The following is a 15,467-nucleotide window of genomic DNA, read 5'->3' as shown; positions in this document are numbered from 1 at the left end:
ACAGAGCACCTCATGGCCCACGCAATTACGCTCGCTTCGAATCTCGGCAGCAGTCTGCTATTCGCCAACATGACCGCGACCGAATCGCTCGGCAGGCTCTTTTGCTGGCGACTCGAAGCGATCAGCAAGAACGCGCAAGTGGATCTGCGCTCGCTGCTGGGTACGCCGATGACGGTGAAGCTCGTCACGCCGCAAGGCTACACGCGTTATTTCAATGCGATTGTCTGCGAAGGCGAGCAGGGCGGCTTCGTCAATATCGAGAACGTGCGCTATGCGGTCTACACGTTCACGCTCGTGCCGAAACCGTGGCTTGCCACGCGTAGGCGCGATTGCCGCATCTATCGAAGCATGAGTGTGCCGCAGATCATCCAGTCGGTGCTGAACGACATCGGCTATAGCGATGTGAAGCTCGGCTTGAGCGGCAACTATACGCCGCGCGACTATTGCGTGCAGTACCGCGAAAGCGACTTCGACTTCATCAGCCGGCTGATGGAGCAGGAGGGCATCTATTACTTCTTCACGCATACGCAGAGCACGCATACGATGGTGCTGGCCGACGCGCTCGGCGCACACTCGACGGTGCCGGGATTCGAGCAGATTCCCTATGCGCCGCCTGTCGAGCGCGGCAAGCGCATGAAGGCCTCGATCAGCGACTGGACAAGCTCGCGGACTGTCAATACAACGAAGGTGCAGCTCGACGACTACGACTATCTGAAGCCAAAAGCGTCGCTGCTCGCCACTGAAGAACTCACCGACAGGGAGGACGCGCATGGCGTAAGCGGCCTCGACATCTACGACTACGGGTACGACTACGTCGGCTACGACGAGCGTCTGTCCGACGGGCAGCGCTATGCGCAGGTGCGCGCGGACGCGTTGAACGTGCCGCTCGCGATGAGCGTTGGACGCACCGATGCCTGCGGTCTCGCGACGGGTGCGCTGTTCACGCTCAAGGATTTTCCGCTTGCCGATGCAAACCAGGAGTACCTGGTGATCGAGACGGTCACGCGCCTCGTCGAGCCCGACTATTCGGCGGGTGGCGGCGGCGACGACGGTGAAGCGCCGTTCGGCTGCGACTTCAAGGTACTCCGCAGCCGTCAGCCGTTTCGCACGATGTCGACCACACCGCGTCCGCTCATTGTTGGCCTGCAGACGGCCGTGGTCTACGGCACGACGCCCGAGGATATCGCCGTGGACAAGTACGGCCGCGTGCAGGTCACATTCTTCTGGAGCCGTCCGGACAAACCCAACGCGCAAAACTCCTGCCCCGTGCGCGTCGCGCAGCTGTGGGCCGGCAAGCGTTGGGGCGCGCAATTCATTCCGCGCGTCGGGCAGGAGGTGGTGGTCAGCTTTCTGGACGGCAATCCGGACCGGCCGCTCATCATCGGCAGTGTCTACAACGCCGACAACATGCCGCCGTACGACCTGCCCGAGAACAAGACCAGGAGCGGCGTGAAAAGCCGAAGTCACGAGGGCGGCGGCAGCGACGACCACAACGAGATCCGCTTCGAAGACCGGATGGGCAGCGAGCAGGTGCTGATTCATGCGCAAAAGGATCTGCGCGAAGAATCGGAGCACGACCATGACGTGCAGGTCGCGCACAACTACACACTGACCGCAGGCAACCAGATCAAGCTCGTCACTGGGCTCGCAAGCATCACGATGAACAGCACCGGCGAGATCGCGATTCAGGGCACCAACATCACGCTCAGCGGCGAGATGAACGTGACGATGGCATCGGGTCTCGCGATGGAGATCAACTCGAAAGCCAATCTGAACATGAGCTCGATTGCGGCGATGGAAATCGAGTCCGAGGCCGACTGTCTCGTGCAGTCCACCAACCTGCAGTTGATCGGAACCGCGACGGCAATATTGGGCGGCGCGGCGCCGATGATCCTATGAGCGCGCCGCCCATTCTCGAAGCCGCGAGCCAGATGCGGCTTTCCGCGCGCGCTCAGGCCTGCCTGCGGCCTTCAATGGCGGCACGCGCGGCCGTACAGGCGCTGCTCGACGCCAGCTATTGCGCCGATGCTTTGAGCCTGCTCAGCCGTCTGCTGCCGCACCGCTATGCGGTGGCCTGGGCCTGCCAGTGCGGCCGCCGTCAAACGCTCGACGAACACGACCGCGCGGGTCTTGCGCTGGCGGAGGCGTGGGTACGCGATCCCGTGGAGGCGCAACGCGCCGCGGCGCTCGCGTTCGCGAAGGCGCACCGTTACCGGACGATCGGAGCGTGGGCCGCTGCAGCCGCGGGCTGGTCGGGCGGCAACCTGAATCCGGATCACGAGCGGCCAACGCCGCCGCCGGAACACCTGAGCGCGATTGCGGCGACAGCGGCGGTGAACTACATGGCCGCGCTGGTTCCCGCGCAGCTCGATGCGCGCCGTGCCGCCTTCGCGCGCGATGCGCTGGGCCTCCTCGATGTTCCCGAGGGGATCGACGGAGGGTTGCGATGAGTGCTGCACAACGGCTGATTCTGTCGATAGAAGCCAGGCAGGCCACCCAGTCCGGCGCACGGATCGAGCAGGTGTTCGACTGCCGCGACGGCAGCATCGGCCGCTCCGACGAGTGCGACTGGATGCTGGGCGCGGAGGGCGTCTCGCGGCTGCATGCGGTGGTGCGCTACCTGAACGGCATGTATTTCATCGAGGATCGCAGCACCAATGGCATGTCGCTGAATGGGACACCGCTGCGCAAGGGCGATCCGGCAGCGCTCGAGCAAGGCGATCGGTTGCTGATCGATACGTTCGAGATCAGCGTCCGCTTGAGCGGAAACGATGAAACCGAAGCGAAGCGGCGCGGCGATCCGGAAGGTCCGCACGATCCGGCGCGAACGTCACCCGCCGTTCCGGCCGCGCCGATGGCGGCTCGCGCGAGTGCGCCTGCACCTGAACCTGCACCTGCGCGCAACGAGGATCCGCTGGACCTGAGCCTGCTGCTCGCGCCGCGACGCACTACGCCGGCGGAGCACATAGGCGAATCCGCAGGCCTGATTCTAGGTGTTGCCGATGGGTCGGGGCCGGGCGCGAGTCTCGATCCGCTCGCGTTGTTCGACGCGCCGTCGTCCTACGCCGACGAACCGCCGCCGCGCGTGTCCGCCGCGCCCCGATGGAATCACACGCCTGCGGCCGCCGACCGCTTCCGGCCGCCCCGCGCCGAGGCCGCGCCGCTGGCAGGACCCGTGCTCCCGGAAGATTGGGACGCGGTCGCGAGTCTGGTCCCGGTGCCTCGCGAGCCGGCTCAGTCCGAACCTGTCGAGGTCGCATCCACGACGGGCGGCGGGCATCGTGTGGAGGCGCAAGTGCCATCGCCACCGGATCCGCCCGCGGCCCCGGACACGACCGCCGAGCTGAAGGAGATGTTTCACATCGCCGTCGAGGCAATGATGGACGTGCTGCACGCGCGGGCCGAATTGAAGAACAGCTTCCGCTTGCCAGCCACACTGATCCAGCGTGCCGAAAACAACCCGCTGAAGTTCGCGCCGACCGCGCAGGACGCCGTTCAGCGCTTGCTTGCGCCGCCTGACGGCGGATTCCTGGCGGGCCGCGCCGCACTCAACGATGCCGCCGACGACATTCGCAATCACCAGATGGCGATGCTCGCCGGAGTGCGCTCCGCGTTCCGGTCGATGCTCACGCATTTCGATCCGGCCCGCATCGAACAGGAAACTGGAGGCGGTAAGCGTCGCTTTTCACTTGGCGCACGGCCGCGCTATTGGGAACGCTACAAGCAGCACTTCGAGACAGTCACGAGGAACCCTGACGAGTGCTTCCAGCGGCTGTTCGGCGATGAATTCGCGCGCGCCTACGAGGAACAGCTCGCAAGCCTGAAAAAGCGGCGCGACGCGTGACAACCCTTAACCGGTTCATCGACATGACCCAGAGCAACAAAGTGATTTGGAGTGAAGGCCTGTTTCTCAGGCCACAGCACATGCAGCAGCAGGAACGCTATTTCGAGCGTTACGTGGAGCTGCGCGCGGGCAACCTGCGTCCGCACGCATGGGGCTTCCACGAACTCGAACTGGAGAGCGACCTGCTCGCCATCGGCAAGCTCGGCATCAAGCGTGCACGCGGCGTGTTTCCCGACGGCACGCCGTTCGCGATGCCCGGTGACGATCCGCTGCCGTCACCGCTCGATATCGATCCGAACTGGCGCGACCAGATCGTGCATCTGACCTTGCCGTTGCGCTCGCCGAACCAGGCGGACAGCGCATGGCCCGACACCGGCGGCGATCAGCTGTTTCGCTATCGCGTGCGCGAGACCGAAGTGCACGATGCGTCGGGCAGCATGGATGGCGTGACCGCGCTCGAAGTGGCCGGCATGAGCACGCGGCTCTTGCCCGAATCGCAGCCGATGGAAGGTCTGATGCGGATTCCGCTGGCGCGCGTCGTCGAATGCCGTGCTGACCGGCGCGTGATGCTCGACGAGGGCTTCATGCCGACTGCGCAGAGCAGCGAAGCGGCCGCGCGGCTCGTGACGTTCATGTCCGAACTGCTCGGGCTGCTGCATCAGCGCGGCGAGGCTCTCGCGGGACGTGTGGCCGAGACCGACCGGGGCGGCGCCGCGGAAATCGCGGACTTTCTGATGCTGCAGGTGATCAACCGCTATCAGCCGCTCGTCGCGCATCTCGCGCAAGCACCGCTGCTGCATCCCGAAGCGCTATACAGGCTACTGCTGGAACTGGCAGGAGAGCTGGCCACGTTCACGGCGCCGGGCAAGCGCGCACGAGCTTTCCCGCCGTATCGGCACGAACTGCTGCGCGAAAGCTTCGAACCGGTGATTGCGGCGTTGCGTTTCGCGTTGAGCGCGGTGCTCGAACAGAGCGCAGTCGCGATTGCGTTGCAGCAGCGCAAGTACGGCGTGTGGGTCGGCATGGTGCCCGACGTCACGCTGTTCGACACGGCCACCTTCGTACTTGCGGCGAAGGCGGATCTGAAATCGGAGGACATGCGCCGGCAATTGCCCGCGCAATCGAAGATCGGTCCCGTGGAGAAAATCCGCGATCTCGTGAACCTGCAACTACCGGGCATCGGCGTGTCGCCGATGGCGGTCGCGCCGCGTCAGTTGCCGTACACATCGGGATTCCTCTATTTCGAGTGCGACAGAAACTCGCCGATGTGGCGTCTGTTGAAGACGTCGGGCGGCATCGCGATGCACTTCGGCAGCGGCTTCGCCGGTCTTGACCTGCAACTGTGGGCCGTACGCGCATGAACGCCGCCAACGATCGTGCCGGCAACGCGGCCCAGAATAGCGATGCCACGATGGTGCGGGCGCGGCGCGCGGCGAGCGCCGACGCCGACGACGTCACTCGTACCGTCTCGCCCACAGCGCCGCTCTCGCGCGTCATACAGGGAACGCGCTCATCACAGTCATCTGGCGAGGTGCCGCTGCGCCGCGAACTGAGCGACTTCCAGAGCGGCGTCGCCCATCCGCTCGTGCGCGCAGCCAATCCGCTGCTGCAATTGACCGTGCAGTTGCGGCACAGCGTATCGCCGCCGGCCGATGTCGGCCGTCTGCGCGAACAGGCGGTCGCCCAGGTTCGCAGTTTCGAGCAACACGCTCAGAACGCGGGCATCGACACGCAAACCATCATGGCGGCGCGCTATGTGCTCTGCACGATGCTCGACGAGTCGGTCAACAACGCGCCGTGGGGCGACATGAGCGGCTGGGCGCAAAAGACCTTGCTCGTGACCTTTCACGGCGAGGCCTACGGCGGCGCAAAGTTCTTTCAGATCCTCGATCGCCTGAGCGTCGACTTCTCGCGCCATCTCGATCTGATCGAGCTGATGTACATCTGTCTCGCGCTGGGCTTTGGCGGTCGCTATCTCGTGGAGCCAGGCGGCCTCGGGCGTCTCGCCGACATTCAGGACGATCTGTATCGGCGTATTCGCGGACTGCGCGAAGCGCCGGCCACCGAGCTCGCGCCGCATTGGCGCGGTGTCGAAGACCGCCGCAATCCTGTGATGCGGCACGTGCCGCTGTGGGTGGCCGCATCGGCGGCAGCTGTCATGCTGCTCGGTGCGTTCCTCGTGTTCTTCACGAAGCTCAACGCGATCGCCGCGCCGGTCAACGCGCAGCTTGCCGCGATCGGCCTGGAAAACACGCCGCCGCCGCAACGTAACGCGCCCGCGCCCGCACCCGCGGCTGCACGCCTGACGCTCAAGCAGCTGCTCGCGCCGCAGGAGCAGGCCGGACAGTTGAGCGTCGACGAACAGTCCGACGGCCGCGACACCGTGCGTCTGGCCGCCGCCGAACTGTTTCCGTCCGGGGGCGCCGACATCGCGCCCGACGTCGTGCCGTTGCTGCACCGGATCACGTGGGCGCTGAACCAGTTGAAGGGCCGGGTGATCGTGGTCGGCCACACGGACGACCAGCCCGTGCGTTCGCTGTCCTTCAAGGACAACTACGCGCTCTCCACGGCGCGCGCGCAAAACACGCAGGGCATTCTCGCGCAAGGACTCGACGATCCCAACCGCCTCGAAGCGAGCGGCGCCGGTTCGTCGCAGCCGATCGCGACGCCGGTCGATTTGCCGGCCAATCGCGCGCGCAACCGGCGCGTGGAAATCCTGTTTATCCCGGAGCACTGAGCCCATGAATACACTGAAGAACTGGGTGACGTCCCGGTGGTTTCCCATCGCGATCGGCCTGCTGCTGATCGCTGCGCTGATCTGGCTGGGCGGTCCTTATCTGGGCATCGGCGCACGCCAGCCGCTTGCGAGCGGCGCAGCGCGGCTCGCGCTGATCTTCGCGCTCTTCCTGGCCTGGCTGCTTTACGAGCAGGTCATGCAATGGCGCGCGCGGCGCAAGACCTCGCAATTGTCCGGCGAGCTTGCCGGGCAGGACGCCCAGCTTCGCGTCGACGATTCCGCGAGCGCCGAGCGCGAGCAGTTGCAGCAGCGCTTTCGCGAAGCGATCGACACGTTGCGCAAAACACGCAAGAACGGCAGCAACCTCTATGCGCTACCGTGGTATGTCGTGATCGGTCCGCCGGGCTCGGGCAAGAGCACGCTGGTGCAGAATTCCGGCCTGGAGTTTCCGCTCTCGGAGCGCTTCGGCAAAGAGGCGCTGCGCGGCATCGGCGGCACGCGCAACTGCGATTGGTGGTTCACCGACGAGGCCGTGTTTCTGGACACAGCGGGTCGCTATACCACCCAGGACTCCGATGCAGCCGCCGATGCTTCGGCATGGCAGTCGTTTCTGTCGCTGTTGCGCCGATACCGGCGACGCCGTCCGTTGAACGGCGTGATCGTGACGATGAGCGTGTCCGATCTGCTGACGCTCGACGAAGCGGCGCGTCAACAGCACGTGCGCGCCGTGCGCCGGCGCCTGGACGAACTCGCGCAGCATCTGAAGGTGGCGGTGCCGGTGTACCTCGTGTTCACCAAGTGCGATCTCGTGGCGGGTTTCACCGAGTTCTTCGACGACCTCGGATCAGATCTGCGCAGCCAGGTCTGGGGCATGACGTTTCCCGTCGTGGCGGGTATCGAAGGCAGCGCCTGCGCGGGCTTCGCAGGCGAGTTCGACCTGTTGCTGGAGCGCCTCAATACGCGGGTGATCGAACGTTTGCATGGCGAGCGCGATCGCAGCCGGCGCGCCGCCGTGCTCGGCTTTCCGCAGCAGCTCGGGGCGTTTCGCGAGATCGCGCGACAGTTCGTCGAGGGTGTGTTCGGGCGGCATCAATATGGCGCGACGCCGCTGCTGCGCGGCGTCTATCTGACCTCCGGCACCCAGCAGGGCGCGCCCATCGACCGTATGCTGAGCGCCGTCGCGCGCACCTTCGGTGTGGACGCCGCGCGCGTGCAGGGCGGCGCCACGCAAGCGCGGACCTTTTTCGTCGAGCGGTTGCTGAAAGAAGTGCTGTTCCGCGAGTCGGGCCTCGTCGGCACCAATCCTCGGCTTGAACGGCAGAAGCTTTTGATGCAGACCGGCGCGTACCTGGGCATCGCGCTCGTCACGACGCTATTGATCGGCGGCTTCGCCACCAGCTACACGCGCAACCGCCTTTACGTCGCGCAGGTGCAGGACTCGCTGGAAGGCTTGCCGCCCGCCAGCAGCCTCGCCGGGGCACCGGACCTCACGACCTACTTCGCGCGTGCGCTGGCTCGCCTCGACGTCATCTCCAGCGCGCAGGACGTCGCGGGACGATATCAGGGCCACGTGCCCTGGCTGATGCGCTTCGGACTGTTCCAGGGGCGCGCGCTATTCGGGCAGGTGCATCGCGCGTATCTGCGCGAACTGGACGGCACCTTGCTGCCCGGTATGGGCGTGCGCTTTCGCGAGGGACTCAGCGCCAGCGCGAACGATCCGCAGTCGCTCTACGACTACCTGAAGGGCTATCTGATGCTGGGCCAGCCTCAGCATTTCGATGCTGACGAGCTGGCCGCGCTCGCGCGTATCGAATGGCAACGCCTGTTCCCGCGGGACCCGACGATCCAGAAGGCGCTCGACAAGCACTTTTCCGCCCGGGTCGACGATCCGGTAAAGCCGCGCGCCCTGACACTCGACAATGCGCTGATCGACCAGGCACGGGCGACGCTGAAGACGGCCGATCTCGCCACGCTGATCTACGGGAGCGTCCAGCTCGACGGCAATCGTTCGGGTGCGCCGCCGCTGCGTCTCGATCAGTCTCTAGGATTGCTTGACAATGTATTCAGCCGAAAAAGCGGCGTGCCGCTTTCGCAGCCGTTGCCCGCACTATTCACGCGGCCGGTATTCGCCGCCGAGGCGAACGGCGGAATCGAGCGCTCGGTGGACGACTTCGTCAAGGACTACTGGGTGTTCAACGCCAGCCGCATCGATCCGCTCGCGCGCTCGCGCTATGAGCAGCAGGTGCTGACGCTGTACGAGCAGGATTACATCAAGACATGGGACGCATTGCTGGCCGACCTGCAGCTTCAGCCGGTGTCCGATATCCAGGGCGCGAGTGCACTGGCTGCGAAACTGTCGGGTCCGAGTTCGCCGCTGAAGGCGCTGCTGCATCTCGTGCGTGACAACACCAGCGATATGTTGCGCGGCGCCACGGCCGACGGGGCAACGCAGGCTTCGTCGGTGTCGGCGGCGGTGGGTACGCAGGCAGCGACAGTAGGCGAGAACCTGGTCACGCGACGCGCGGCGAACACGCGTCTCGCACGCGAGCTGCGCGGTGCGGGTGCCACGCTGCCGAACGGGACGCCGGGCGGCGGCGGTACGAATGCCGCAAACGCTGACGCGGGTTCGGGTGAGGCGCCGGCCAGCCAGCCGGGCGCCGCCATCGAGGCGCATTTCGCACCGTTGAATCAGATGGGCGTCGGCACGCCCGGTTCGACGCCGCTCGATCAGATAAGCACCGTGCTCGACCAGCTCGGCAAGAACCTGCTCACGATGACCGACCTGAGCGCGCCCGGCGCGCAGAACAACCCGGCCGTGCTCGCGGCGCGCCAGGAGAGCGACCAGTTGCCGCCGCAGGTGGCTTCGCTGATCTCGGGCTTGACAGGCAAGAGCGCGGAACTCGTCGCAAGCGGCAGCAGCGCAGCGCTCGCCAGCCAGTTTCGCGAAGCGGCGGGCAACGACTGCGCGAGTTTCGTCGATGGACGCTATCCGTTCGCGTCGAACGGCGCATCGGATATTCCCTTGCAGAATTTCGCGGAGCTGTTCGGCAGCGGCGGACGCTTCGACAGCTTCTTCAAGTCGACGCTTGCGAGGTCCGTCGATACAAGCGGCCGCAACTGGCGCTGGAAACCCGGCGCTCCTGCCGGTCGTGATGCCGTGCTCAGCGATGCGCAGAACGCCGATGCGATCCGCCAGATCTATTTCCGCAATGGTGCGCAGCCGCAGGTCGGTTTTACGCTGCTGGCGCCGCAACTCGACCCGCCGATCGCGAGGCTGACTGTCGAGGTCGACGGGCAGAAGTACGACTACACGGGCGGTGCCGGTTATGCTCCCGCCAGCATGCAGATGAGCTGGCCCGGTCCGCAGCCGGGGCATGTGGTCGTCAGTGCGTTCGATGCGTCGGGGAGAGCGGTCGGCGCGCCGCTGAAGTTCGACGGCGAGTGGGCGTTCTTTCACGCTCTTGATGCGGGCCATCTGCAAAAGCAGAGCGAACTGCGCTATCTGGCGACTTTCGATTTCGGCGGCCATGCCGCGAAACTGTCCGTCGCGCCGGCGAGTCTGAAGAGCCCGTTCGGGAGCGATGCGGTGCGGCGTTTCAGGTGCCCGCGATGACCGGCGGCATCGGCTTCTTCGGCAAGTTGCCCGGTGCGGGCGATTTCGTGCAGCGGCGGCTGCCGCCCGCGTTCGTCCAAAGCTGGGACCGTCACTTCCAGCGTGCGATCGAAACCGGACGCCGCGAGTTCGGCGCGCACTGGCACGCCGCGTGGCGGCAGGGCGCGGCATGGCGTTTCGTGCTGCCCGCGGCGGTGTGCGGCAACCTCACATGGTGTGGGCTGGTCGGGCCGGCTCACGACCGGCTCGGCCGGGCTTTTCCCATGGTGCTGGCTGCGCCCTGCGGCGGCGATATCGCCACGCTGCTCTGCAATCACGCATGGTTCGATGCGCTCGAGCGCGTTTATCGCGGCGCACAGGACGAAGCCCTGAGCGTCGAAACGTTCGACGCGCGCGTGGCGGCGTTGCCCGGTCCGCAGATGCGCGCGCAACCGGCGACGGACATGGCCGCGCTCTGGCGCGCGTTGCCGTGGAATGGGGGTCAATGGCAATTGGCGCTGCCCGAAGGATCAGCCGTCGCGATGATGCTGGCTGAAGCCTGGTCGCAGCTCGGCAGGCGGCCGGGGCCCTGGTGCCTGTGGTGGACCGAAGGCTCCGCGCGCCTCGTTGCGACACGCGGCTTGCCGCCGAGCTATGCGGCGTTGCTGGAGCCGCCGGCGAGGCAAGACACGTGCAATTCGTTGGCCGTCGCGGGTTTGGCATTCGCCGGGGCAGACTCGGCTGAGCAATCGACGGATGTGCCGATGACTGACACGGCATGCAGCGCGTGCACCGCGCACGCGCTGCATATCGATGATCGAACGTTGCCCGAAGCCGTCCCGGCAGCCCATCGCGCTGCGAACCTCGACGCCCCCTTGCTGCTGCTCGACGAGGGCCGCACGCTGGTGCTGAGCGCCGACGACGGGCCGTCCCACCCGCAGCAAAGCGCGGCGCGCGCCATTCGCGAGACGGCGCAGCGCTGCGCGGCGGATCTGCCCAGTTTGCGCTCCGGCCTGCTGTCGCTGCACGCGCAATTGCGCGCGGCCCGCCACGATGTCCACGACGTGCACGATGCACGCGACGCAGCACCAGAAAACGGCGCCGCCCTTGTCGCGCGTTTCGACGCAGCGCAGGTGCGATTGCTGCGCTTCGGTGCGGTGTCCGCCTGGCATTACCGGCGCGGCCAGCTACAACCGCTGTTCGTCGAGCGGGCGGCCGGCGCGGGCGGCGAATTTGACGATCTGTTGTTTGGCAACGGCTGGCTTACGATGCCGGGCATCGGCGCCGCCGAAGAGCCCGATTGCGACGAAGCGTGCGTCACGCTCGAGGACGGTGACCGGCTGCTGCTGCTCGTCACGCGCGCGCTCACCGGGCTTTCGCGCGCCTGTCTGAGCGATGCGCTGGCCTCGCCTACGAACGAGGACGTTCGCCTCCATCTCGCGGCGTGCGCGGGGCTAGCCGGGCGACCCGCGCAATGGCCGCTGGCCGTGATCGGAGTCGGCGCATGACGACGCGGTGCCGTTCCGCCGGCCACACCGAAACAGGCAAGGTGCGCAGCCGCAATGAAGACGCGATTCTCGTTCGCGAGGATCTCGGACTGTGGGCGGTCGCCGACGGGATGGGCGGCCATTGTGCGGGCGACTACGCGGGCGCGCTGATCGTGGAGCGGCTCGGCGCGCTGACGCGCAAAGGAAGCGTGTTCGACTTCATTGCCGCGATCGACGACTGTCTGCAGCAGGTGAACACCGAACTGCGCGAAGCCGCTGCCGCGCAACGGACCGACGTGATCGGCTCGACCGTCGCGCTGCTGGTGCATGACCCGCAGTTCGTGCTGTGCGGCTGGGTCGGCGATAGCCGCGTGTACGTGCAGGAAAACGGCGTGCTGACGCAACTCACCCGCGACCACGAGGCAAGCCGGCCGATCGACGCCATGGATTCCGGACGCAGCACGCGGGCCAGCGCCGGCGCGGGCGTGCTGACCCGGGCGGTGGGCGCCGACGAAATGCTCCACGTTGACTGGGCCGTCGCCGGCAGCCGTCCCGGCATGCAATTCCTGCTGTGCTCGGATGGCGTCAACAAGGAATTGAGCGACGGCGAATTGACGGCGACTTTACGTGAGCCGGATAGTCCAGACCGGCAGATCGAGCGCCTGTTCGCGCTCGCCCTTGCGCGCCCGGCGCGCGACAACATCTCCGCCGTCATCGTGCGGATCGAGGCATCGTGATGCGCTCAACGAGGACACGCCCGGAAGTGCCGGCGACGGAAAGAGGAGGCGGCAGGAATGAGTGTGGACGAACAACAGGTCAACGAGGCATTGAGGGCGCTCGACGCAGCTCATCGCTTGCGGCGGATTCAGCGCAACGAATATCGGCAGCGCCGGCGCGTCTTGCTCGAATCGATGGTTCGGGATACTGCGGATGCCCGCGATAGCGAGCGGCGGGCGGCCGACGGCGTGCGCAGTGCCGAAGGGGCGTCACCGCGCCGGGGCTTCGGTATCCGGCTGCTCGCCGCGTGCGCGTTGCTGCTCTGCGTCGTCGGGGTGAGCACCGTGCTGGTTTGCTGGTCGGCCTTTGCTCAATAGCGGCCTGCGGGATTCATTCTTCCTCGGGTCCGGCAAGGGTCTGCAGTTCCGCAAGGCCGCCAGGTGCGACGTTTTTGATGACCTCCGCGAAGCTCTTGCCGACCAGGCGCCGGGCTCGCTTGAGCAGAACCGGAAGCGGACTGGACGGTTCGTGATGTTCATAGTATTCGCAGATCTCATCGAGACGCAGGACGATGTCGTCAGGTCCCTGAATTCGCTCGCCATTTCGTGCTTCATCACGCTGGGGGCCCGGGTTCGCGAGCGGATGCTCGCCGCGCGCGTCCTCGACGGCCGACGCCAATCCTGAGATGTGCGCTTCGCCGCGTTCTGGAAAGCGCCTCGACAATTGCGTATCGACAAACTTCTTCAGTTCTTCGATATCGCCGCATAGCGGGTTCAGGTCGGGGCCAGCCGCACCCAGCTTTTCGCTCGCGATCGCAGCGATGGCGCGCGCATGATCCTGCGCGCGGGCAAGCGTTGCCGACGCATCGGGTAACTGGTCGGCGGGGCAATCCATGCAGCACGCTTCGAGCTCGGGCAGCGTCGGCGGCGGCACGCCTTCGGCGGATGGCGTCGGATTGATTGCGCCTGTCGCGATGCGCAGATCGCGCAACGAAAAGCGGCCGAGCCGAGGCGAGGTAACGAAGGGTGCGTTGCGGAAATATCCGAGCACACTGCGGGAATCGCCGAGTGGCCTGATCGCGTTGGAGCGCGCCGTCACGTCGTTGTCGTCGTCGGCATCCAACCGGGGGTGCACCTCATCCCAGTAGCGCTCCAGCAGACCACGAACCAGCCCCAGACCGGCGCACCAGCCTGCAATGCCGTGTATGCGGGTCGAGGCGGTCATCAGATGGATCGCTACGCGCAAATCGTTGGTACGACTGAATAATGACTCGGCGGCGCTTGCCACCCTGTCCCAGTCGGGTTCTACGGCGGCCTTCAGGCTGTCGCCTATCGCCCGCTCTGATGTCGGCGTTGCGATCTGCTCAAGCGTGATGAATTCCGGGTCGTATTCGAGGTTCTCTCCTGTCGCCGAGTGGTCATCGACAGGACGTAGCAGGTTGTCTGGATCGAATAGTTTCATGACTGGAAGGCTAAGAAGTCGAGGCCGCAGATAACAACCACATAACAGCTGACACTCAGTGTTTATTCCGTCTCATGCGATCTGCGATCCGCGAGCACGAGCCATTACAGAAAGGCGCATGTCTACCGGACGCGCCTACCAGACTCTGCGGAAAAGCACATAGCGTCTGACGAATCAAGGGAATTGTCGATGTCTGGAATATGCGGGCAGGCGGGGAATAATGTTCATTGGCACAGTGTTCTGGTGATGCGAACAGGCAATTTGCCATTCATCAGGAGGTCGTGGTCGCCACTTGAGTTGGCGCGTTGCGGGAAAGATTCCCGTAGCGAGACCAGGCCGATCCGGTACACCGTAGTACGTCTTCCAAAGGAAAAAGCCATGGAAAATCGATCGACCGCCTTGCCATCGGAAACCGGAAATGCATCGGCCCCTTCTGCTGAAAAGCTGCTTCAGCTGGCGATGGGATTTTGGGGGTCAAAGGCGCTGCTTTCCGCGGTCGAACTCGACCTGTTTACGGTTCTTGGGCGCGGACCTCGCAATGCAACGCAATTGATGGAGGAATTACGGTTGCATCCGAGATCGACGCTTGACTTTCTCGATGCTCTGGTCGCGTTAGGGGTCCTTGATCGAGACGACGGCTTCTACCGAAACACCGCTGAGACAGGCGCGTTTCTGGACAAAGCAAAGCCGGGATTCATGGGCGGATTGTTGGTCATGGCTAACAACCGTCTATACCCGTTCTGGGGATCGCTGACCGAAGCGTTGCGCACGGGGCAACCACAGAACGAAGCAAAGCAGGGCGGAAATCCATTCGACGCGATCTATCGGGACGAACCCGTGCTCCGTGAGTTCCTCGGCGCGATGAGCGGCGTCAGCCTAGGCGCGGCCAAAGCGATTGCACAAAAATTCCCGTGGCAGAACTATCGCTCGTTCGTCGACGTCGGTGCCGCGCAGGGTGCCCTGGTGGCGGAGATTGCGCGTACGCACGAGCATCTCGAGGGCATTGGGTTCGATCTGCCCGTGGTCGGTCCCGTGTTCAACGACTACATTGCGGCGAACGGTCTTAAGGATCGGATTCACTTTCATCCAGGCGACTTCTTCAATGACGCGTTGCCTTCAGCCGACGTGCTGGTGATGGGACACATCCTTCACGACTGGAATCTCGAACAGAAGCGCGAGTTGCTCGCGAAGAGTTACGAGGCGCTCCCTGACGGCGGATGTTTGATTGTCTACGACGCGGTGATCGACGACGAGCGCAGACGGAACGCTTTCGGTTTGCTGATGAGTTTGAACATGCTGATCGAGACCCCCGGTGGCTTCGACTATACCGCCAGCCAGTGCCGTGAATGGATGACCGAGGCAGGTTTCAGGGAGGTTAGGGTTGAACCGCTGGTCGGGCCGGACTCGATGGTGATCGGAGTCCGGTAGCTGGTGTTGGCCCTTCCACCATGAGAGAGCAGCTATGGACTCAGAGAGCAACCAGACTGGCTGAACTGATCCGCACCCGCGAAATTTCGCCGGTCGAGGTCGTTCAGGCCCACCTTGATACCACAACCTGCCGGTTCGACCGGCTCACGGAGACAACGATGCAAGAAACGGGAACGCCAACGCCAACACCTCCGAGCAAGC

At 65.1% G+C, this 15,467-nt stretch carries 11 protein-coding genes; 10 read left to right on the top strand and 1 reads right to left on the bottom strand.

What is annotated here, in order from left to right; translation table 11 throughout:
- Positions 1-12: 12 nt before the first annotated feature.
- The 9 genes from tssI (at position 13) to AB4Y34_RS31160 (ending at position 12,754) form a co-directional block, all read left to right on the top strand.
- The gene (tssI, locus tag AB4Y34_RS31200; RefSeq protein WP_368718193.1) at positions 13-1,899 is read left to right on the top strand and encodes a type VI secretion system tip protein TssI/VgrG; all 1,887 of its coding nucleotides are present in this window, start codon (positions 13-15) and stop codon (positions 1,897-1,899) included.
- On the top strand, positions 1,896-2,450 hold the full coding sequence (locus AB4Y34_RS31195) for a hypothetical protein (RefSeq protein ID WP_368718192.1): 555 nt from the start codon (positions 1,896-1,898) through the stop codon (positions 2,448-2,450). Before tssI ends, AB4Y34_RS31195 begins: the two co-directional genes overlap by 4 nt.
- A complete protein-coding gene (tagH, locus tag AB4Y34_RS31190; protein ID WP_368718191.1) occupies positions 2,447-3,844 on the top strand; it encodes a type VI secretion system-associated FHA domain protein TagH in 1,398 nt (465 codons plus the stop codon). The genes AB4Y34_RS31195 and tagH overlap by 4 nt, the downstream gene beginning before the upstream one ends.
- A 23-nt stretch (positions 3,845-3,867) precedes the next feature.
- On the top strand, positions 3,868-5,205 hold the full coding sequence (gene tssK, locus AB4Y34_RS31185) for a type VI secretion system baseplate subunit TssK (protein WP_368718190.1): 1,338 nt from the start codon (positions 3,868-3,870) through the stop codon (positions 5,203-5,205).
- The gene (gene icmH, locus AB4Y34_RS31180; RefSeq protein WP_368718189.1) at positions 5,202-6,581 is read left to right on the top strand and encodes a type IVB secretion system protein IcmH/DotU; all 1,380 of its coding nucleotides are present in this window, start codon (positions 5,202-5,204) and stop codon (positions 6,579-6,581) included. The genes tssK and icmH overlap by 4 nt, the downstream gene beginning before the upstream one ends.
- A gap of 4 nt (positions 6,582-6,585) precedes the next feature.
- Positions 6,586-10,194, top strand: a complete 3,609-nt coding sequence (gene tssM / locus AB4Y34_RS31175; protein WP_368718188.1) for a type VI secretion system membrane subunit TssM — start codon at positions 6,586-6,588, stop codon at positions 10,192-10,194.
- Positions 10,191-11,681 (top strand): type VI secretion system-associated protein TagF, encoded by a 1,491-nt coding sequence (gene tagF, locus AB4Y34_RS31170; protein ID WP_368718187.1) that lies wholly within the window; start codon positions 10,191-10,193, stop codon positions 11,679-11,681. The genes tssM and tagF overlap by 4 nt, the downstream gene beginning before the upstream one ends.
- Positions 11,678-12,397, top strand: a complete 720-nt coding sequence (locus AB4Y34_RS31165) for a PP2C family serine/threonine-protein phosphatase (protein WP_368718186.1) — start codon at positions 11,678-11,680, stop codon at positions 12,395-12,397. The genes tagF and AB4Y34_RS31165 overlap by 4 nt, the downstream gene beginning before the upstream one ends.
- 63 nt (positions 12,398-12,460) lie before the next feature.
- Positions 12,461-12,754 (top strand): hypothetical protein, encoded by a 294-nt coding sequence (locus AB4Y34_RS31160; RefSeq protein WP_368718185.1) that lies wholly within the window; start codon positions 12,461-12,463, stop codon positions 12,752-12,754.
- A gap of 13 nt (positions 12,755-12,767) precedes the next feature.
- Here AB4Y34_RS31160 and tssA read toward each other — a convergent pair whose 3' ends face one another.
- A complete protein-coding gene (gene tssA, locus AB4Y34_RS31155) occupies positions 12,768-13,838 on the bottom strand; it encodes a type VI secretion system protein TssA (RefSeq protein WP_368718184.1) in 1,071 nt (356 codons plus the stop codon).
- A gap of 378 nt (positions 13,839-14,216) precedes the next feature.
- Here tssA and AB4Y34_RS31150 point away from each other — a divergent pair, with 378 nt between their 5' ends.
- Positions 14,217-15,266: a methyltransferase gene (locus tag AB4Y34_RS31150; protein ID WP_368718183.1), complete on the top strand. Its 1,050-nt coding sequence runs from the start codon at positions 14,217-14,219 to the stop codon at positions 15,264-15,266.
- The last annotated feature ends 201 nt before the right edge of the window (positions 15,267-15,467 follow it).

Origin of the sequence: Paraburkholderia sp. BR10954 (genome assembly GCF_040965775.1) — a bacterium.
In the GTDB taxonomy this organism is placed as follows: domain Bacteria; phylum Pseudomonadota; class Gammaproteobacteria; order Burkholderiales; family Burkholderiaceae; genus Paraburkholderia; species Paraburkholderia youngii.
The sequence above is the reverse complement of the archived record's forward strand: the minus strand, read 5'-3'. Positions and strand labels throughout refer to the sequence as shown.

What these genes read in the sequence shown, in the direction of transcription:
- tssI (WP_368718193.1), top strand. Translation starts at nt 13, where the DNA reads ATGGCCCACGCAATTACGCTCGCTTCGAATCTCGGCAGCAGTCTGCTA.
- AB4Y34_RS31195 (WP_368718192.1), top strand. Translation starts at nt 1,896, where the DNA reads ATGAGCGCGCCGCCCATTCTCGAAGCCGCGAGCCAGATGCGGCTTTCC.
- tagH (WP_368718191.1), top strand. Translation starts at nt 2,447, where the DNA reads ATGAGTGCTGCACAACGGCTGATTCTGTCGATAGAAGCCAGGCAGGCC.
- tssK (WP_368718190.1), top strand. Translation starts at nt 3,868, where the DNA reads ATGACCCAGAGCAACAAAGTGATTTGGAGTGAAGGCCTGTTTCTCAGG.
- icmH (WP_368718189.1), top strand. Translation starts at nt 5,202, where the DNA reads ATGAACGCCGCCAACGATCGTGCCGGCAACGCGGCCCAGAATAGCGAT.
- tssM (WP_368718188.1), top strand. Translation starts at nt 6,586, where the DNA reads ATGAATACACTGAAGAACTGGGTGACGTCCCGGTGGTTTCCCATCGCG.
- tagF (WP_368718187.1), top strand. Translation starts at nt 10,191, where the DNA reads ATGACCGGCGGCATCGGCTTCTTCGGCAAGTTGCCCGGTGCGGGCGAT.
- AB4Y34_RS31165 (WP_368718186.1), top strand. Translation starts at nt 11,678, where the DNA reads ATGACGACGCGGTGCCGTTCCGCCGGCCACACCGAAACAGGCAAGGTG.
- tssA (WP_368718184.1), bottom strand. Translation starts at nt 13,838, where the DNA reads ATGAAACTATTCGATCCAGACAACCTGCTACGTCCTGTCGATGACCAC.
- AB4Y34_RS31150 (WP_368718183.1), top strand. Translation starts at nt 14,217, where the DNA reads ATGGAAAATCGATCGACCGCCTTGCCATCGGAAACCGGAAATGCATCG.